Annotated in this window: 17 protein-coding genes and 1 pseudogene; 12 read left to right on the top strand and 6 right to left on the bottom strand. The window is 43.1% G+C overall.

Going from position 1 to position 20,151, the window contains the following annotated elements:
- Positions 1 to 715: 715 nt before the first annotated feature.
- Positions 716 to 2,353, top strand: coding sequence for an acetolactate synthase large subunit (locus tag F6K49_RS07510; RefSeq protein WP_366514141.1), 1,638 nt, complete (start codon positions 716 to 718; stop codon positions 2,351 to 2,353).
- Between the two features lie 2 nt (positions 2,354 to 2,355).
- Here the strand turns inward: F6K49_RS07510 and F6K49_RS07505 are convergent, their stop codons facing one another.
- On the bottom strand, positions 2,356 to 2,706 hold the full coding sequence (locus F6K49_RS07505; RefSeq protein WP_293018979.1) for a hypothetical protein: 351 nt from the start codon (positions 2,704 to 2,706) through the stop codon (positions 2,356 to 2,358).
- Positions 2,707 to 2,708: 2 nt separating this feature from the next.
- Between F6K49_RS07505 and F6K49_RS07500 the strand changes: the two genes are divergently transcribed.
- The 7 genes from F6K49_RS07500 to F6K49_RS07470 all read left to right on the top strand — a co-directional run bounded on the left by F6K49_RS07500 (position 2,709) and on the right by F6K49_RS07470 (position 7,939).
- Positions 2,709 to 2,831: a hypothetical protein gene (locus F6K49_RS07500; protein WP_293018978.1), complete on the top strand. Its 123-nt coding sequence runs from the start codon at positions 2,709 to 2,711 to the stop codon at positions 2,829 to 2,831.
- Positions 2,803 to 2,979, top strand: a complete 177-nt coding sequence (locus F6K49_RS07495; RefSeq protein ID WP_293070903.1) for a hypothetical protein — start codon at positions 2,803 to 2,805, stop codon at positions 2,977 to 2,979. The genes F6K49_RS07500 and F6K49_RS07495 overlap by 29 nt, the downstream gene beginning before the upstream one ends.
- A gap of 391 nt (positions 2,980 to 3,370) precedes the next feature.
- Positions 3,371 to 3,610, top strand: a complete 240-nt coding sequence (locus F6K49_RS07490; protein ID WP_293070905.1) for a hypothetical protein — start codon at positions 3,371 to 3,373, stop codon at positions 3,608 to 3,610.
- Positions 3,611 to 3,658: 48 nt separating this feature from the next.
- A complete protein-coding gene (locus tag F6K49_RS07485) occupies positions 3,659 to 4,063 on the top strand; it encodes a T3SS effector HopA1 family protein (protein ID WP_293095506.1) in 405 nt (134 codons plus the stop codon).
- A gap of 2 nt (positions 4,064 to 4,065) precedes the next feature.
- Entirely contained in the window at positions 4,066 to 4,218 is a 153-nt protein-coding gene (locus tag F6K49_RS07480; RefSeq protein WP_293018973.1) for a hypothetical protein, read from the top strand.
- A gap of 1,295 nt (positions 4,219 to 5,513) precedes the next feature.
- Positions 5,514 to 6,584 carry a hypothetical protein gene (locus F6K49_RS07475; RefSeq protein ID WP_293018971.1) on the top strand — a complete coding sequence of 357 codons (1,071 nt, stop codon included), beginning with the start codon at positions 5,514 to 5,516 and terminating at the stop codon, positions 6,582 to 6,584.
- 185 nt (positions 6,585 to 6,769) lie between these two features.
- Positions 6,770 to 7,939, top strand: coding sequence for a hypothetical protein (locus tag F6K49_RS07470; RefSeq protein WP_293018970.1), 1,170 nt, complete (start codon positions 6,770 to 6,772; stop codon positions 7,937 to 7,939).
- Here the strand turns inward: F6K49_RS07470 and F6K49_RS07465 are convergent.
- Both F6K49_RS07465 and F6K49_RS07460 read right to left on the bottom strand, forming a co-directional pair.
- Positions 7,936 to 12,093, bottom strand: a complete 4,158-nt coding sequence (locus F6K49_RS07465) for a TIR domain-containing protein (protein ID WP_293018968.1) — start codon at positions 12,091 to 12,093, stop codon at positions 7,936 to 7,938. The two genes, F6K49_RS07470 and F6K49_RS07465, sit on opposite strands and share 4 nt — an antisense overlap.
- A 173-nt stretch (positions 12,094 to 12,266) precedes the next feature.
- Positions 12,267 to 13,508: a caspase family protein gene (locus F6K49_RS07460; protein WP_293018966.1), complete on the bottom strand. Its 1,242-nt coding sequence runs from the start codon at positions 13,506 to 13,508 to the stop codon at positions 12,267 to 12,269.
- Positions 13,509 to 13,745: 237 nt separating this feature from the next.
- Here F6K49_RS07460 and F6K49_RS07455 point away from each other — a divergent pair, with 237 nt between their 5' ends.
- The gene (locus F6K49_RS07455) at positions 13,746 to 13,955 is read left to right on the top strand and encodes a hypothetical protein (protein ID WP_293018964.1); all 210 of its coding nucleotides are present in this window, start codon (positions 13,746 to 13,748) and stop codon (positions 13,953 to 13,955) included.
- Between the two features lie 6 nt (positions 13,956 to 13,961).
- Here the strand turns inward: F6K49_RS07455 and F6K49_RS07450 are convergent, their stop codons facing one another.
- The 3 genes from F6K49_RS07450 to F6K49_RS07440 form a co-directional block, all read right to left on the bottom strand.
- Complete coding sequence (locus F6K49_RS07450) at positions 13,962 to 14,585, bottom strand: DnaJ domain-containing protein (RefSeq protein ID WP_293037153.1); 624 nt, start codon at positions 14,583 to 14,585, stop codon at positions 13,962 to 13,964.
- Positions 14,586 to 14,822: 237 nt separating this feature from the next.
- Complete coding sequence (locus F6K49_RS07445; protein WP_070393421.1) at positions 14,823 to 15,419, bottom strand: ATP-dependent Clp protease proteolytic subunit; 597 nt, start codon at positions 15,417 to 15,419, stop codon at positions 14,823 to 14,825.
- A 151-nt stretch (positions 15,420 to 15,570) separates the two neighbouring features.
- The gene (locus F6K49_RS07440; RefSeq protein WP_070396724.1) at positions 15,571 to 16,227 is read right to left on the bottom strand and encodes an ATP-dependent Clp protease proteolytic subunit; all 657 of its coding nucleotides are present in this window, start codon (positions 16,225 to 16,227) and stop codon (positions 15,571 to 15,573) included.
- A 474-nt stretch (positions 16,228 to 16,701) separates the two neighbouring features.
- On the opposite strand from F6K49_RS07440, the gene iscB reads away from it, so the two are divergent.
- The 3 genes and pseudogenes from iscB (at position 16,702) to F6K49_RS07425 (ending at position 20,076) form a co-directional block, all read left to right on the top strand.
- Entirely contained in the window at positions 16,702 to 17,922 is a 1,221-nt protein-coding gene (gene iscB / locus F6K49_RS07435) for an RNA-guided endonuclease IscB (protein ID WP_293095503.1), read from the top strand.
- A gap of 110 nt (positions 17,923 to 18,032) precedes the next feature.
- Positions 18,033 to 18,209 (top strand): annotated as a pseudogene (locus F6K49_RS07430) (magnesium chelatase ATPase subunit I); the annotation flags it as partial.
- 466 nt (positions 18,210 to 18,675) lie between these two features.
- On the top strand, positions 18,676 to 20,076 hold the full coding sequence (locus F6K49_RS07425; RefSeq protein WP_293081622.1) for a CHAT domain-containing protein: 1,401 nt from the start codon (positions 18,676 to 18,678) through the stop codon (positions 20,074 to 20,076).
- The last annotated feature ends 75 nt before the right edge of the window (positions 20,077 to 20,151 follow it).

Genomic DNA, 20,151 nt, shown 5'->3' with positions numbered 1-20,151 from the left:
GCTTGAGGTGCTATCAGCTATCAGCTATCAGCCTATGCGCTACTTGAGGTGCTACTTGAGGTGCTATCAGCCGTGCTTATGGGTCAAGTCCCAGCGTCGAAGCCTGTGCCACACTAGTTGAGGTACTTTTGAATAAAATAAGCTGACAGCTGACGGCTGACTGCTGAATGCTTACAACCATTAGCCTATAGCAATTCTATTTAAATCCTGAACAGTGACAGTTACTACTGACGGATTCTCCGACTCAGGAATCAGGAATCAGGACTCAGCACTATTCTTAAAATTTACCTTGTTGGTGAAGCTATCTGTGTATCCGTCTCTATCCCTGTGGTGCTGGTGAAGGGGAAAATAAAAAGTTTTTAGGTAACATTTTTAACTTTTTTATATCAACTTTTTACTGTTAACTTTTATTAAAGTTACCCAGATAGAAGCCAGAATTGCCATACAACTCAGTACTCTGCTTCTTTCATGGTTATCAAAAGCTTATCAAAAGCTACTTTAACATTGCCCCAACCCCACTTAACTTCTGATAAATTGGCATACACCGGATATCAAATGCTAAATCTTTTGTCATGAACTAATAACAAATATGGACGAAAGCTAATAGAAAAAGCTAAAAAGGAATCTCAAAATAAATCTAAAAATTATTTTTTACAATCAAAGATTATTTTGATACCAAAAACCTATATACCAGGGATGATTAGATATGGGTGACATGAATACCGCTGAACTATTGGTACATTGCTTAGAAAACGAAGGAGTCGAGTACGTTTTTGGACTACCTGGAGAAGAAAATCTCCATGTTCTAGAAGCTCTCAGACATTCTTCAATTCAATTTATTACCACTCGTCATGAACAGGGAGCAGCCTTTATGGCAGACGTTTACGGACGGCTGACAGGAAAGGCTGGAGTTTGCCTGTCTACCCTCGGTCCAGGGGCAACTAACTTAATGACTGGAGTTGCTGATGCGAATTTGGATGGAGCACCCCTAGTGGCCATCACTGGTCAGGTGGGAACGGACCGGATGCATATTGAGTCCCACCAGTACTTGGATTTGGTGGCAATGTTTGCTCCAGTGACTAAGTGGAACCGGCAAATTGTTCGCCCTGATACGACAGCAGAAATTGTCCGTAAAGCGTTTAAACTCGCTCAGACCGAAAAACCAGGAGCGGTACACATAGATTTGCCAGAAAACATTGCGGCTATGCCAGTCAATAGCCAATCCCTAGGCAAAGATGGTCGGGAAAAAACCTTTGCGTCTTTCCGTAGTTTGGGTAAGGCAGCTGTGGCAATTTCTAAGGCGAAAAATCCCCTAATCTTGGCGGGTAATGGCACAATTCGTGCTGGTGCTGCTGAAGCCTTAACCGAATTTGCCACCCGGATGAATATTCCAGTGGTCAATAGCTTCATGGGTAAAGGGTGTATTCCTTACACTCATCCCCTGGCCTTGTGGACCCTTGGATTACAACAACGGGACCACATCACCTGTGCTTTTGAGCAATCGGATTTGGTGATTGCGGTGGGATATGATTTGATTGAATATTCTCCCAAAAAGTGGAATCCAGAGGGCAAGATTCCTATTATTCATATCGGTGCCAGTCCAGCAGAAATTGATAAAAGCTACATTCCTTTAGTGGAGGTAGTAGGGGATATTTCTGACTCTCTTAAGGAAATTATGAAGCAGGGAGACCGGGAAGGTAAACCGATACCATCCGCTGCTGAACTTCGGTCGGAAATCCGAGAGGACTACGAACAGTATGCTAATGATGAAGGCTTTCCTATCAAGCCCCAAAAACTGATCTATGACCTACGCCAGGTCATGGAACCAGAAGATATTGTGATCTCTGATGTAGGAGCTCACAAGATGTGGATGGCTCGTCAGTATCATTGTGATTGTCCCAATACCTGTATCATTTCTAATGGTTTCGCAGCGATGGGGATTGCTTTGCCAGGAGCACTAGCGGCTAAGCTGGTTTATCCGGATCGGAATATCGTGGCAGTCACTGGTGATGGGGGCTTTATGATGAATTGCCAGGAACTTGAAACAGCACTCAGAGTAGGGACTGCCTTTGTGACACTGATTTTCAATGATGGTGGCTATGGCTTGATTGATTGGAAGCAACAAAATCACTTTGGTGAGTCGGCCTTCGTGAATTTTGGCAATCCAGATTTTGTCAAATTTGCTGAAAGTATGGGACTAAAAGGCTATCGTGTCAATTCAGTGGATCAGTTGATTCCTATCCTAGAAGAAGCATTAGCTCAAGATGTGCCTGCGGTGATTGATTGTCCGGTGGACTATGGCGAAAACCTGCGCTTTAGCCAAAAGACTGGTGATTTAACTTGCAAGATTTAATGTTATTTGGATTGGAGGTTGGAGGTTGGAGGTGGAAGGTTGTTGAAGGTTGAAGGTTGAAGGTTGAAGGTTGAAGGTTGGAGGTTGGAGGTTGGAGGTTGAAGGTTGTTGAAGGTTGAAGGTTGGAGGTTGTTGAAGGTTGAAGGTTGTTGGAGGTTGGAGGTTGAAGGTTGAAGGTTGGAGGTTGAAGGTTGGAGGTTGAAGATTGAAGGTTGTTCGCGTAGCGTGGCCTTTTGGCCAAGGTTGGAGGTTGTTGAAGGTTTAAGGTTGCAGGTTGGAGGTTCTAATCTTCCAGTTGTGAACCCTCTGTTCCCTGTTCCCTGTTCCCTGTTCCCTGTTCCCTGTTCCCTCAACAGTGAATAACTTTCAACCTACCCTACAAGGGATGCCAAGGGCTAACAACCGGTTAACCTTCAACCTATTAACCTTCAACCTGTTAACCTTGGCCTTTGGCCACGCTACGCGAACAACTTGTTAACCTTCAACCTATTAACCTTCAACCTATTAACCTTCAACCTATTAACCTTCAACTTGTTAACCTTAAACTTGTTAACCTTAAACAAACCTTTGGGCCACAATGGCGAGACAGCAGGAATTTATATAGTTATCTTATTAAATACAACTAGGTTGGTTTCAACAACCAATCATTGCATCAATAAATTTGGCACTAGAGAGTTGATCCAGGAAGAATAGGTGAAGGATTTTACTCTGGATTTGCAAAGTCTACTTTATCCTTCGCCAAACCTCTAGGGTTTAGGAAAAAAACTATTCCTAACTGGGACGAAAAACTGCTTTACTGGCTGCGGAAGGAATAACTAAACTTTGGGCGATATATATATGATTGCCCTGATGTTTAATGCCTATCCATAATGGTCATTACTGGATTGATTCTCTAGAGCTAATTTTACCCAACCAAATTAAACCTTTTGAAAAGGGAGAGTACTCAATATGGATGAGATGGAAATTTATAATTAGCGTCCTGCTGGTTCTGCTCTGTTTTCAACTTCGGAAAGCTTTATGGATTCCATCAAAGATTTGGACTTCATGACAGATGTGTCAGAATATCAGGTCGACAAGATTGAAGGAGGCGAAGACAACAGACACCCTCGCATTATTCCCAAAGACTTTGTCGGCGCAGGCCAGCCTTTTCTCATTAGTAATGAGGTGGATTTAGAACGAATCGCGATCGCTAAAAACGGTGGGACTGCAATCGTTAATCAAAACGTTAACATTTTCAACGTATTCATAATTCTCTGAACTCACTTGTCCTAGCCGTATTCCTGCCTAAGTCCTAAGGTTTTGATTATGGAATTACTGGATGCTTTACGAAATCAACGACTGGATTCTTCTATACCTGGATTGTTTGATGTTTTTTATGATATTCTTAACAATGTTCAGATTCAATCTAATTTCTATATTACTCATCCAAAGTACAAACCCCTGGAACTTCCAGATGAAGTGGTGCCTTTGTTTACCAAGCAGCTGTTACCAGGACTGGCTCTATCAGAAGAACCGGATTATAAATTTACGCCTAAAGAAGATTTAGGCATGAATCGCTGCCAAATTGTTGCTAATGCGTTACTAGAAGCTTGGCTACAAGGTCACGACTCTGCAGAAGGTCGGATGAATTTTATCCTCCACAACTTTTCTTTGCTTGGAATTGATATGAAGCGCCCCTACTTGAATGCTAACTCGAAAGATATTTATTAAAGATGGTTTGTAAGCTATCAGCTTATGCGCTACGCGCACGCTACGCGAACAGCTATAGCAAAGGGAACAGGGAGCAGGGAACAGGGAGTAGGGAACAGGGAACAAACATTCTCTCAATTGATTTAGGATTGCTATATAGCGCTACGCGCTACTAATGGTGCTACTTGAGGTGCTTTTGAATAAGCCATGCAGAGGTGCGACCCGTGGCGAATTTAATTACGGCTCAAACGCACCATTACGGTCTTGGGGGAAACCCCCAAGACCGCGCTGCATCAAGACAAGAGGTAAGCATTCGTTAGGTCACAGGCTAGAAGCCTGTGCCACATAGAAGCCTGAGCCTGTGCCACATAGAAGCCTGTTTTATATATGGGTTGTCAACCATTTCTGGCAGGAATTGGCAAAAGGTAAGAGGCAAAAAGCAAGAGGTAAAAGAGATTCAGAGTTTTATTGGACAATAAAAAACGACCTCCTAAATTTACATCTCATTTGTAAACCCTATAGTCACACAATTAAAACTGATAGACCACTAGTTAGAGAACTAAAAATTTTAGAAACATTTCGGATAGGAATAAGCTTAGTGGGTAAGTACTCAGTATAATCAGATCAGGGTAACATAGATCACCAACTCCAGCTTGTTACCACCTCTTGATGGTACGGGTGAAGAGTTGAACTCGTTCAATTGTTGGCTGCTACTCGTAACTCTCTTACAAAACTATCTAATCACAAGATAGGTCTTAGGGAAAATCTTAGAAATAGAAATATCCTATATTATCTGTAGTACACCCTAAACGAACGGGATGTGTCTAATCAAACAAACATAATGTGCATCTACCTTAAGTAGTAATTTTGGAGAAAAGCAGAAATGGCACGAAGAATTTGGTCATCAGGTCAAAGTTTATTAGCTGGCAGTTTCTTGAGCTTAGTGTGAATAGCTCCAATAGTGGCTCAATCCCCAGGGGGGCAAGCGGGCAGGGTAAACGCATCTAATTTTTTGATTCCTACATATAGTGTTTATTGAATTGAATGAACACTATCTCTATAAAATCCATTGTCAATAAGCAAAATAGCGATGCAGCGCGGTCTTGGGGGTTTCCCCGGAGACAAAACCTTAGATAGTGGAGCCTTTATAGTTAGCAGGTTATGCAGAAAAGGGTTAAATATTTTTTAATAAGGCGACCCTATCTTACGGTAAATTCAAACCATGAGCGACTGCATCAAGACAAGACCGGGTTTATTGATAACTACCCCCAGTTTATTGACAATATGCGCTTACCCTGAGCAAGCGGGGGGTTGACGGTTGACACTTTCAGTCTACCTGCTTCCCTCGTCCTCATCCAAAACTGACGTTAATAAATGATGATTTTTGCTAATTAAACCATATTCTATTGACTATTATCAATAGGAAATTACTTGCTGCTTTTTTGCAAAATATATAGAGAGATGATACCTGATGAAACATAAGTTCTTTTTTAATCAAGGATTTGTTGCTAGTAGTTTTATTGGACTGTTTTTTTCAGTTTCCGTACAAGCTCAACAATGCGAATGCCCTGTACAAGCTCAAAAATGCATTGAACCTGGGTCAGCAACAAATAATCTCAACCAGGCAAGGATATGTGATTATTCCGGTCGAGTAAGTGCCTATCAAGGTAAAAAAAAGCTTGACAATATTCTCAGAAAAGTTTTACAGCCTCCGGCTCGATTGACTGTGGATCAAACTTCAAGATCAAATGCAGACCTGCTGTTTAATGAGGGAACTTTTGTGCGATTTTTACCTGGTGCTAAATTTGAGTTTGAAAAGGGACTTACTCGTCTTAAACTTAAAGAAAGACCAGACATAGAAGATATTGGTTTGGAGCGCTTTAATCTTGCTTTAACTCCTACAAAAATAGATTTTATATCTCAAAAACATCATCTCCAAAAAGTGAATTCCATTGCAGTCAAACGTTTAGCTCAAGAGCAATCTGATTTAATTACAGAAGCGACAATCTTTAAGCTAAATCAAGGAACTCTTCTAACGATGAATCCACCAAATAGCGTTCTGACTGAAATTAGAACGCCAGGAAACTCTTTGGTGGAGTTGGGAGCAAAGCTTTCAGAACCATCTCAAGACCAAAATCTGCTTTTAGGACCAACGCGCAGTAGTGCTGTAATTGTGCGACACGACTCTGCCAACAACACAACACAGGTTTTCTCCCTTACTAATAGTGGGATTAGGGTATCTGGTCAGGATGGAGATACGGTAGTTCTTCAAGGTGGTGAAACTGTGTCAGTAACTAATGGAATTGTTGGAGAGGTACAATCATTCGACCTTTTGAGATTTTACCAGACTACTACACTAGCCTATGGTTTGGGACCGGGACAGAAGGAGGCTATAGCAGTAGAACCGGTTGAAGTTCAGAAGACAATTAGGGCAGTCCGAGTTGAAACACTGGCAGCACTAGAGGATCAAAGGACGGAACTAGATGGAGGTTCTCCTATAGAACTAGAACCGCTACCGCCTACAGGAGAAGACTTTGAATAGTTTGAGTTTTGATTAGGGTGATTCATAGTTAACAACCTCTTCAATAGTTCAACTTTCTATAATTCCAGATTAAAAAACATCTTCAATTTTACAGTAAATCAGTTAAACCCAGATAAAATAACTCTTTTTTAGAGACAGTTTATAGCATTGATATGAACTATAAATCATGTATTGAATTGAAAATTATGCGAGTACTTTACTTTGTCTTTTGTTCTCTAGCTGTTTGGGTTATTTATAACTTAACCCAGAGTGCAAAAGCAAATTCCAAAGCAGAGTTACTAGAACAACCTACGCTGGAAAATATTGAAGATATAGGAATTTATGTAGAAAATCTACCAGAATCAGTTTCGGTGATTATACCTCTGAAAGTAATTAGCAGTTCTCTTTATCCAACCTGGAGTTCTGGGAATCAAGACTCTACTGCTATAGAACCTGCTCTACAAAGTTCAGAGACTCTTTTTGTCCAAAATTCCCCAGCCACTACTAATCAATCTCTCGAATCCGACGACGAAGAAACAGAGCAGTTAGATAATGTTTGTGATGGACTCGGTGACATTCGGATTCTCCCTCGTTCAGGTCCGTTGCGTCAACCTCTCGAATCTGACAACGAGGAAGTAGAGCAGTTAGATAATGTCTGTGACGGACTCGGTGACATTCAGGTTATCCTTCGTCCACGTCCGTCCCGTCAACCAGATATCCAGTTGATTTTGGAATCTTCAGTTTCTACTAATACTGAATTTGGCTTTGACACAGCGTTATTATTTGTCAACAGTGTTCGACTTCTAGCAACACCGAAGCTAAGTCCAAAAACCCGTCTAATTGCTTCTGCCAAGGCTGGAAGAGTATTGGTAGTGAGGTCTTTCTTACCTGATTACAATTTCCTCAATCTTAACTTAGCAGTACGACAGCAAGTAGCACGAGGTACTTATGTTCAGCTAGGATATGTACACCAGCGATTAAAACGTTTTTCATTACTAGTTGAAAATTCAGCTCAACTCCTTGTAGATCGAGACGACCAATTAGCAACTAATTTGCGCTTGAATTCGTTCTACGAACTGAGAGTAGGGTCACGAGGAGATAATAATCTCTTTCAAAACACTTTGGGAGCACGCCTACGTCATGATGTTACACCTAAGCTAGAAACAGCTTTGGACTCTCGGATTCTTGTAATTAACCAGAATTTTTCCGGCAGGTCCGAAGTGAATGTACGACCTCAAGTTAGTGCGCTGGCAATCTACCGACCCAATAAAAATATTGCTGTGACGGCTTCAGTACGCTACTTAATTAATATTGATGATAATTCGGTTGAAAATAATTTAGTGACAGGGTTGAAGGTTCGGTTAAATCTGTTCTAGAGATTATCGCAAATTTGACGATCGCTCTTTTTGACCTTAGGATTTGTTTTTAGATAGTCCTGTAGGCGATCGCATCCTTCCTGCAAAAGATGCTCTGGATCTAAGTTCCATAGAATCACCGTTTGATTCTTGTCGCTGCTTAGCAAAGCCTTGCTGTCTGGACTGAATTGAACACTTTTGAAAAAACTTTGATGGCTTGGCAAGGTTTTGATTAGAAAACCATCTTTCACACTCCAGAGTTTAAGTGTCTTGTCGGTGCTACTAGAAGCTAGGGTTTTGCCATCCCTGCTGAAGTTTACATCGGTCACTCCACCTCTGTGTCCATTGAATGTTTCAATTTCTACTCCCTTGTTCACATCCCAGAGTTTGATGGTGCGATCCCAACTAGCAGAGGCAAGCATTTTGCTATCAGGACTAAAACTGACAGCGGCAATTTCCTGCTGGTGTTTTTTAAAAGTTTTCAGTGGCTTACTATCTCGACTCTTCTTAATATCATCTAAACGCCAAATATCGATGTTTGAGTCGTCACTCCCAGAGGCTAACAGCTTGCCATTGGGACTGAAACTGACACTCGTGAAATCGAAACTATCTTTCCCCTTTCTTGTCAGGGTGTTAAGTAATTTTCCATTCTCAACATTCCAGAGCTTAATCGTTTGGTCACCACTGGCGGATGCTAAGATTCTACCATTGGGACTGAAACTGACACTCGTGACGTAATCATTATGCCCATTAAGGGTTTCGAGTAACTTATGTTTAGCTACATCCCAAAGTTTAATTGTGTTGTCGTCACTTGCTGAGGCTAATCTCTGACCATTAGGGCTAAAGCTGATGCTTTTAATACACTCCCCATGAGGTTCGGAATCTAGGATTCCCGCTCTAGAGGTAATTTCCTTAGAATCCGAAAGGTAGATCTTTCCATCACAGGCAGGGATAGCAATAATTTTGCCATTGGGACTGAAACGGGCACCATCAATACCCCTATTGTATCTAATAATGTGGTGATTAGCTTCAATACTCCAAAACTTGATCGTATTGTCAAGGCTACCCGATGCTATGAGTTTACCATCAGGACTAAACTTTACAGTGCTAACATCATTGCTGTGGCCATCTAGGACTGCCACTGGTTTATGCTCGATATCCGACACCCCACCCTCTATATCCCACAAAAGTACCTTTTTATCACTCCCAGATGCAAGCATTTTACCGTCAGGACTAAAACTGACAGTCTTCACTAGGTGGTTATGCTTAAGTGAGGTGAGGAACTTACCTTGAGTCACATTCCAAAGTCTCACTGTTTTATCGAGACTGGTTGAGGCAAGCATTTGACCGTCAGGACTAAAGCTGACACTTGTGACATAATCTTCATGGCCTTCGAGAGATTTCAGTAATGAGCATTCTTTCACGTTCCAGAGTTTGATGGTTTTATCATTACTGCTAGTAGCCAATATCTTACCATCTGGACTGAAACTAACATAATTGACCCAATCATCATGGGCTTTTTTGCACAAGTCTGAAACTTTTAACTCTGAACAGCAAACAGGAGAAGAAGAGAACTGTTCTTCGTTTTCTGTCCCCTGTTGCTTACCTCTTGTAAAATGCCAGAGCTTGACTGTGCCATCACGGCTAGCTGAGGCAAACATCTGACCATTGGGACTGAAACTAACATGATTGACATGACTATCATGAGCCTCAACAGTTTCGAGCAATTTGCCATCCGAATCCCAGAGTTTTACAGTCTTATCAGCACTGGCAGAAGCGAGAAGTTTACCGTCAGGACTAAACGTAATACCTCTAACCCGTCTCTTGTGTCCTCGGAGAGTGTTAAGCTTGCTTCCATCTTGGTTCCAAAGCACAATTGTATGGTCATCACTAGCTGAAGCCAAAATTTTGCCGTCTGGAGAAAAACTAATACTATTGACACTCTCCAGATGTCCTTCCAATCGGTTAAGTTCTTGGGTTTCATAAACAGCTTGTTGTAGAGTTGCTACAGCCTGAACGTGGATACGATTCGGCATCCACCATTTCAATTGTTTGACTGCCTTTACACCTACCATCAGTGCCTCAAGCTGGTCATTTCGAGAAAGTTGAGATTCGGACAAAAGAGCCAGAGTAGTAACCTGGCGCTGAGAAGCTACTTTTAGCGCTATCATAAGCCCCAGAGTTACTGTAACGACTCCCCCTATGCCATAGATTAAAGTTCTGTTTCTACTCTGAACTGCCTTGCGTACCTTCTTTTCTTCCTCTAGCCTTTCTTGAATCAGTTTTAACTCTCGTTGTCTCCTTGCTTCTTCCCGCTCTTTAGCTTCCTGAATAGCCCGATCACTCACTTCTACCAGTTCAAGTAGCATCTCATCATAGCCCAGCTCATCAGCATCAGGACTACTCAACCAGCGCCCCGCCTCAGCTAGCTCAACCTCGTCGAGTAAACCACCCTTACCTTGAAGCCGTTCCCATTCCTTAGCTCTGTACACTAGCCTTCTACGGATTTGTTCTGCCTCCCAACGTTGATTAATCCATATATCTAGAGCTGGCCAACCACTGATTAAGGCTTCATGGGCAATATCTACATAGATATCGGAGTTTGTCTGGGAATTAGCTACTTTGTAACTACCACTGAGCGCTAGCGGCTGATTCTCTGCTAGATATTCCATTGCCTCTTTCATCATTGGCTCTGTAAAGCTAGACCGGACTTGAGGGCTACTCAGTGTTAACAGGCGACAATCTGTCAGATGGTTCAATGTTTCTTTAAACAGTCTTGGGTCATCACTAAAAGAACGTAACTGTTCAACTGACTGCTGGCGGCGAGTATGGACACTTCCTTCACCAAACTGAATCAAGCGTAGGAAGATACGACGAGCTATCTGCTGTTGTTTTTCGGGCAGTTTGAAAACAGTAGAATCAGCATGATTAGCGATTACAGCCTGCAATCCTTTACGGTTGCTACCATCTATATTTTCATAGCTTGTGCTGTTCAGTACTAGGGTGTCATAGGCTCTCAGGGGCAGATATCGTCGTTCGATGTTCTCCCATAACTGCACCATTACTTCTTGCACTAGGGGCAAAACTCCTGGTTCCTCAGCAGCATCTGCCACCAAACGCTCTACTAGCACTGACTCTATAAAAACTTTGACTTTTTCGGCTGGTTTGGTAATGGCTTCACGCAATCCCTCAGCATTGAGAGGAACAATCTCCAGCCGAGATATTTGAATCTGGTCCCATAGCATAGACTCCATTAGTTCAGGATAAAAGTCTGCTCTGACGGTCAAAATTACATAGCAGTCAGGAATTTCCAGTAGACCCAGTAAAACATCTTGAAAAGGTACTGCTTCTTGCTCAGCTTGCGTAAATACTTCCTCAAACTGGTCTACCACTAAAAGTAATCGTCGAGCATTGTCTTCAGTCGCTAAACCTGTAGTAACTGCTAAGGTTGGATCAGCTAGGTCACTTCCTAATGCTGTTTTTAAAGCCGCCAAAGGTTCCTCACCAGGACGGATTTTGCGAATTAACCACTTTCCATCCCCAAAAAGTCCACTTCGCTCTAAAGCCGGAATTAGACCTGCAAATACCAAGGAAGATTTTCCACTACCTGACGGACCAATTACACTCACAAAATTATGATGACGCAAGCGGTCTACGAGTATCTTTACGTCATCATCACGCCCAAAAAAGCGATCGCTGTTTTCCTCACTAAAGGGTCTCATGCCAAGATAAGGGCATTCTGGTTTAGATGGAGCGTCAGGCACTGAACGTTGTAGATCCTGACACAAGCGTTCAATTGCCTTTTCCGATTCATCTTCATCGGTTGCCTTCAGTGGTACGAGAGCACTGAGGCTAGGGGGCAATTCCAGAGTTTCATCCCTGATCATAGGGATAACTGGCCAAATCCCTTTGTCTAAGCCATAGGATTGACCTAGCAAACGAATAAATTCGGTGACATCATTGGCCAGATAGGCATCAGAGAGTACCAGTAACGTGAGATCGCTTTGCTCAATAGCACGCTCAAATTCTGCTATCCGAGGCGCACCAGGAGTAAAGGCAGTTTCTACCAGATAGCGGACATTAGCCTGTTGCAAGGCATCTAGTAAATAGCCTTCTACCCAAGCTCGATCAGCATCTGCATAGGAGATAAAGAGGTCGTATTCTGTAGCCTGCATCCTAATCCTTACCTATAGGAAATTCTGGTTTGATGCAGATACAAGCCTGAAGTATTAAACCTATAATAAACACTGAAATCTCTAAAGAGATCTCTAGATTAAATGACAACTATATTGTAGTGGCTATTTCAGGCTTTGACAGTATCCTTGAGGGTACTTTTTAGGTTTTTCCATCAACCATTTCTCCTCGATGGGGGCTGCCACAGTTGGTAAAGCAAGCGTTTTATGTTAGTCTCAAACTCATCGTGATCAGTCATGTCCAACAAGGGGAGCATGCGCAGTCCCAGTCGTGGCGTGCATTCGACCCGTAGAATCGGTATTAAATGATACTGACTTTCTTCTAGTCCGAAATGTTGACTCGCCACGTTCTCAAACTGACCATAACTACTCTGTAAGTAAGCTGGGGAAAGTACCACAAGAGTATAGCGACTTCGCTCAATAGCACCTTCGATGCTGGTAATTATAGGTACGCCCAAGGGAAAGCTAATATCAAGATAAACCTTTAGCCCCTGTGACTCCAAGTAAGGCAGCAACGCCTTGCGCACCCAAGGCTTATCCTCTCCCTTGGCTTGATAGCTGATAAAGACATCGTACTCGTAATCATCACTAGGCAAAGTTAGAGGCATTGGCGTTTCCGCCTTTCCTCCTCGGTAACGGGCGATGGGAAAGTTGTCCTCAATCTCAGCTTTGAGAATGGGATGCTGATTGGCCTGATCACTGGTAACTCTGGGCTGTAAGTAATTAAAAAGGTCAAGGATACGGATAACTCCCCCTGAACCGATCGCACCCCCTTTCAACCCAGCCAGCAAGTGTTGGGTAAACAGACTATTTTCAGCATCCCGTAAAACATAGGATTGTTCACTGCTGCGAGAAGAAGCGAGGATAACCCGACCTCGTCCCTGGGTGAGGGAGTCATAATACTTTTCTGGTAAGCCCTGTTTAAGGGTAGACCCATCCACATCTTTGGGTTGACCAATGCCGCCAGCATGACAGCAGTCAAAAACAACGACTAATTTCCGAGCTGGAATCGCCCGTAGAGCCTCGGTAAACTGATCGCCAGAAATGGCAGTTTGAGCTAATAATGATCCGCCGGATGTCAGGTTTGTGTCTACTGGTAACAGGTACTCTCCTTGGTAAGCACCTTCTTTAATCTGTCCCCCATGACTGGAAATATAAATCAAAACGGTAGAGTCTTTGTTACTCTGTTGGGCTAGATTTGCTAATGCCTCACTGAGTGCTGCCTTAGTTGCTTTAGTATCTAGCAGTAATTGCACCCTCTCAGGTGAATAGCCACAGTATTCCGGGTCAATCAGCAGGTTGTAAATGTTCTGAGCATCTTGGAGGATAGTGTTTGGGAGTTGGTTGATGTTTTGATAGTTGGCGATGCCAACAACTAATGCATGAGCGTTATCCATTGCAGGTACGATCGAACAATTTTGATAGGGACAGGTAATGAGTTGGAAGTGTTGAACGTTTCAAAGTTTTAAAGGTTTAACGCTTATGTTCCAAACCCTTTGTTAATTCCCTGGTAATTTCCCGTGAATCCGGAATGGCGTTGCTGAATTTCGTAGGTAAGCATATGCGCTACGCGCACGCTACGCGAACAGCGGTCAGCGGTCAGCGGTCAGCTTAAAATAAACCTCGTTCGTGTAGTGTGCGCACCTCAAGTAGCGTGCGTGTATTTAGCGCAGTTGCGATCGCAACACCAGTACCAGAGCGTAGCCAAACCACTACATCTTGACCAATACCAACCCTATATAGCGTTTCTCATACAGAATTTTTTACCTCTTCCCTCTTCCCTACTCCCTGCTCCCTGCTCCCTGCTCCCTAAAACCCAGGAGGAAAGTACCTCACCCAAATAAGAATTGCTATATCATCTGTTCGATCACAAGAAAATCCTGTTCTATCTGAGCACACAGAGACTTATTGTAGGGGTCAGTCTTGAGGGCTTTTCTGAGATAATTTCTAGCTTTATCGAGCTTGTGCTGTTTAAGCAAGTGTCTTGCCCAACTTTGATAAGCGATCGCTTGCCACTGACGCACTTCTGGGTCTTGGGGCATTCTTTGGGCCAAGGCTTCGACTAATGCGATCGCTCTCATCAACCGTCGCTCTCGAAGCAATTGCTGGAGTTGATGATAGGAATCCCACTTCAGCTGTTGTTCAACTGCTGATAGGGGTTGATTGAATTCAACGGATGGTGGCTTAGGTGTTACCCAAGTTGAAGTTGGGGGATGTGAGTCCTCAGGCTGATTACTCTGATTACCAAAGCTAGTGGCGGAGGTTAATACTGGTTCACGGTCAGACTCTTTGATAACACTGAGGAGAAGCTTATAAGCCTCCGTAAACCGAATAAACTTTTCTTGGGCAAGCTTGTCTCCAGGGTTAATATCAGGATGATACCGACGTGCCAGACGCCGATAAGACTCCTTTACTTCAACCTGCTTCGCTCCTGGGCCTACACCCAATAAGCGATAGCAATCAGCCAGATTCATCAATGGGATAAGTAATCAATAAGCGTTTAAACAGACTTATTTGTTTCCTATATATAGAGTACCCTGCTGAATAATGTAACTACTTTTCCCTTTATATTACTTCATCACCAGATCATCAAACAGCCCTTACTCACCAAGACGGTTACAACCCGCTTTCCAGTTATAAATCAAAGTGCAATTACGGTTAATAACCGCCTTGGCAGTGTAAGTTCTGATCAAATTGACCAGACCAACACTCTAGGGTGCTCTCTGGTCAATGACTTGGTCAATCAAGCCATACTCCTTGGCTTCATCGGCTGACATGAAAAAGTCCCGATCCATGTCTTTTTCGATTTTCTCTAGGGCTTGACCAGTATTTTGGGCGTAGATTTCATTGAGTTGATGGCGGATCCGCAAAATTTCCCTAGCTTCAATCTCAATATCCGTAGCTTGTCCACGGGTTCCCCCAGAGGGTTGGTGAATCATAATCCTGGAGTGAGGCAAGGCGATCCGTTTTCCTTTTTTACCTGCAGCTAGCAGGAAAGACCCCATGGAAGCAGCTAGACCAACACAAACGGTTACTACATCGGATTTGATATGCTGCATGGTGTCATAAATAGCCATGCCTGCGGTGACTGAACCACCAGGAGAGTTTATGTAGAGTATGATATCTTTGCTATTATCTTCAGAGTCGAGATATAGCATGACGGCAATGATTTGGTTGGTAATTTCGTCATCAACCTCTTTGCCTAGAAAAATAATCCGTTCCCGGTAGAGACGGTTGTAGATGTCAATCCATTCAGTATACTGACTTCCTGGCATCTGGTAGGGAACTTTGGGCACACCAATTGGCATAATTTGCTCCGAGTTAGTACTAGATTGTGGGAAGGTGATAGCACCTCAAGTAGCTTGCGTGGCACAGGCTTCTAGCCTGTGGGTAGCGCATAAGCTGATTGCTGATTGCTGATTGCTGATTGCTGATTGCTGATTGCTGATAACTTACAACTTAAGTAATACCAGCAGGAATCGGAGTATCAAGCTCTTGAGGTTCTAGCACCCTGTCGATCAGACCATACTCTTGGGCTTGGTGAGGTGTCATGTAAAGGAACCGATCCATATCCTTGGCAATTTTTTCTTGGTCTTGACCGGTATTGCGAGACAAGATATTGAGCATCGTCTTCTTATTGGTCAGAACTTCTTGAGCACGAATTTGGATATCCGTGGCTTGACCCTGGGCATAACTCCTGGGCTGATGTAGGACAATAGTGGCATTGGGTAAACTTGCCCGACAGCCTTTGGTTCCTGCGGAGAGGAGCATCGCTGCCATCCCAAGGGCTGAACCAATACAAATAGTGTGGATAGGGGGCTTGATGTAATTTATGGTGTCACAGATGGCAAAGGCTTCGGTTTCAAAACCCACGGGTTGGCCATCGTAACGGGATGTGCCGGTGGAATTGATGTAAATTTTAATGGGCTTGTCTGGGTCGTCGTACTGTAAATACAACAGTTCGGCAATAATTAATTCTGTTACCGCACTCACCAAGGGCATACCCAAATATACAATCCGCTCACTTAACAACAGCGAGGGTAAGTCTGGTGGCGGTGTCCGCTGGGCAGGTCTACCATAGTAGGTGGATTGAACAGCCTGGATGGGTCGTTTCATGATATTTGGGGCTGCAATAATGGCACTATCTTTAACCAGTGTAGCTTGCCATACTTTCTTCGTGATTTTCTTCGTGTCGGTTAGCCCCCTGAAGGTTAAAAGTGTAACATAGGGGAAAACTGCCTACACCCATAATCAATTACCCTTGCTGCCTGAGGAGCTATCTAAAGTCAATAACTCACCGCTAAGTCTTTCGGCGTAGCCGAACGCGCCCCGCGTGGCCTACGGCCTCCGCTGCGCGAAAAGACTATAGCGGGAGCTTGTGAAAAGCTCATAGTTGACCAGTCTAAGTTCTATAAGAACTCCGTTATTTCCAAGAGTTAAAGTCCTACCTGGGGATGCGTAGCTAGTCCCCAGCTCTAGAACCCGGTCGTTAAACAGACCTAGTTGAGTTAAGTCAGTGCGATCAGGAAAGTACCGAGAAATAACTTTGACTAAGCTAACTTTACCCTAGCAATAGGAGGAAACACAATTATGCGTGTATTTGTACTAAATAAAAATCGACAACCTTTAGACCCCTGCAAACCGGCGAGAGCTAGAATTATACTTTCGACAGGCAAAGCTAAGGTCTATCGTCGTTACCCATTTACTATAATTTTAACGGAGGAAATAGAAGAGCCAATAACTCATACTCATCAGCTCAAAATAGACCCTGGTGCAAAAACAAGTGGTTTGGCCATTGTTCAAAATAGCAGAGTGGTTTGGGGAGGTGAACTTACCCATAGAGGCTTTCAAATTAGAGACGCTTTGACTTCTCGTAGACAGTTAAGGCGCGCCCGTCGCAATCGTAAAACTCGGTATCGCAAGCCCAGGTTTCTTAACCGACCATGGTCAGAAGGCTGGTTAGCTCCTAGTCTGATGTCTAGAGTTTACAACATTTTAACTTGGGTCAAAAAACTAACTCGTTTATGTCCCATTACAGGGTTCTCTCAAGAGTTGGTTAGATTTGATACTCAGAAACTGCAAAATCCTGAAATATCTGGGATCGAGTATCAGCAAGGTACGCTTTACGGTTACGAGCTTCGAGAGTATCTACTTGAAAAATGGAATCGTAAATGTGCTTACTGTGGGACAACAGATACTCAGTTAGAGATTGAGCATATCAAGCCATTATCTAAAGGCGGTTCTGATAGAGTTTATAATTTAGCTATCGCGTGTCATTCATGTAATCAAGCTAAGTCTAATCAGGAGGTTGAGCATTTCTTGTCTGGAAAGCCTGATGTCTTGAGGCGGGTTAAAGCTCAAGCAAAACGACCTTTAGCTGATGCGGCATCTGTTAATGCGACTCGCTGGAAGTTGTACCATGAACTAAAATCTATTGGGTTGCCTGTCGAAGTTGGTAGCGGCGGATTGACTAAGTTTAACCGATGTCGCCAAAACCTCCCTAAGACTCATTGGTTAGATGCTGCAAACGTCGGAAAAATTGAAACATTGGTTATCGAAGTAACCCATCCTTTGATAATTACCGCCAAAGGTCACGGCACTCGTCAACTTTGTCGAACCAACAAGTACGGATTCCCCATTCGTTACTGCTCAAGAACCAAAGTGCATAAAGGGTTCCAAACAGGGGACATTGTTCGTGCTGTGGTAACTAAAGGTAAAAAAATAGGTACTTACGTGGGGAGAGTCGCAACTCGAAAATCGGGTTCTTTCAATATCTCCACTAAATCAGGATGTGCGGCTTGTTCTAAGTAAGAGCCTCCTTTACCAGGAGGGGTAAGACTTAGGTAATTCGCGGGGACAACCCCGAAAGATTACAACTATTCATCCGGATGGCGGTGCAAACCCGACCCCTAGAAGAGNAGGCTCTGGCTGCATTTGAAGGACGAACTGAAGTTACAGTGGATGATATCCGCCGGGTGATTACCTTATGTTTACGGCACCGCTTGCGTAAAGACCCCCTGGAGTCGATTGATTCAGGATATAAGGTTCTCAAATCCTTTAACCGTGTTTTTGGGGTTGAAGCAGCTGAAGAAGATTGAGTTACTATAGCGCAATACCTTTCTTAAATAATTAATTTTCTTTCTTGCATAAATAGTTAACTCAAGGCGGATAAGTACTATAGAGCAAGTCTAATCAGCAATCCTAATTCCCATTAAATAGGATTGCTATTACTCATTGCTTTAAGAAAGATTGACTATTCTGACAGATGGAGCAAAAATCCATCTGCTGTCAGTTTTGCTCTTTCTAATCGTAAGTATTCAGCGTTTAGCGTTTAGCTTTCAGCTAATCCTAATCAGGATAATCCGAAAAACGGAGATTTGTCAAGAAAAACTTATCTACTGGCCAGTTTCAGCCAAATTCCTAAGTTTTGCTTGATTCCAAAGCTGACTGGGTAAGTGCCTTCGTGTAAAGTGCGCGTAGCGCGATTGACCGTAGGTCACGCGGGGCGCGTTCGCTAAATACTTACGTTTACTACTTACCTTTGCTTTTATCCGTGAGGTAACTATGAAAGGAATAGCGACTAGCTTTAGCTGGTTCCTAGCGACACTACACTTCACCGGAACTATCAGTGCTTTTTCGGTGCAAGCACAAGTCACTAAGCCAATGTCTAACAATATTGGCTCCAATGCTCTTACTCAAACTATTGCTCAATCACCAGCTGTTAATCCCCCCAACTTTGGAACAGCCCTGGACAATAACCAAGTAGTAGAAGCAGTACCTTTAATTGAACAAACTTGGGAAAAACAATATCAGAATCACCTAGACATCAATTTCCCTGACCAATCCATCACTGTGGAAGAAATTGCTGATACTCTTGGCAAAATCACCAATCAAACTGGTCAAAAGCCTGGTCTTATCTACATGGTTCCGCGACCCCAGCAACTAGAGCTGGTATTAATTACACCAGAAGGTAAGCCCATTCACAAGCGTGTCTCCGCAGCCAATAAGGAAGCTCTGTTGAGTCTAGTGCAAGAGTTTATCCAAACTATTACTAATCCTATTCGTAGGCACTCTAAACATTATCTACCAGTAGCTCAACAACTCTATCAGTGGATCATTGAGCCTGTGGAACCAGACCTTAAAGCTCAAGGCATCAACAATCTAATTTTTTGTCTAGGTGGGGGGTTACGCCACTTGCCCTTTGCTGCCTTACATGATGGCCAAGAGTTTCTGGTGGAAAAGTATAGTTTAGCCCTGATTCCTGCCTTCAAATTAACAGATACTGTCTATACCGACCTGAAAAATTCCCAAGTTTTGGCTATGGGAGCATCAGAATTTAATGATCACAATCCTTTACCTGCTGTGCCAGTAGAGTTATCTGTTATCACCCAATATCCCTGGCAAGGAAAATCTTTCCTCAATAAAGATTTTACCCTAACTAATCTACAGTGGCAACTGGGATATCATAAGAATTTTCAAATCCTGCACCTGGCAACTCATTCAGACTTCCAGGCGGGAAAACCAAACAAGTCTTATATTCAGTTTTGGAATAGTAAACTGACTTTAGATATATTCACTGAATTGCGTTGGCACTCACCAGTGGTAGAATTATTGGTGCTGAGTTCTTGTCAAACTGCCATCGGGGATAAAGAGGCTGAGTTAGGCTTTGCGGGATTAGCGGTTCGCGCCAATGTCAAGTCAGCAGTAGCTAGTTTGTGGTCTGTCAGCGATGGTGGAACCCTAGTGCTGATGAATGAATTTTATCAGTCTCTTAAAACTGTACCAATTAAGGCTGAAGCGTTGCGACAAGCTCAGATCGGGATGTTGAAACAAAAGGTAAGTTTGGCTAGTCTTACTGATCGACCAAATGTGTCCTTGCCTCCAGAATTAGCATCTCTCAACTCTGAAGATTTATCCCATCCCTATTATTGGGCGGCTTTTACTTTAGTTGGTAATCCTTGGTGATAGCTTGCTCTTCTTTAAGCCATCAGCTATCAGCTATCAGCTATCAGTCATCAGCTATCAGTCATCAGCTATCAG

This window comes from Moorena sp. SIO3I6 (assembly GCF_010672095.1).
Note: the sequence above shows the minus strand (reverse complement) of the source record. Positions and strands in the feature narration are given on the sequence as shown.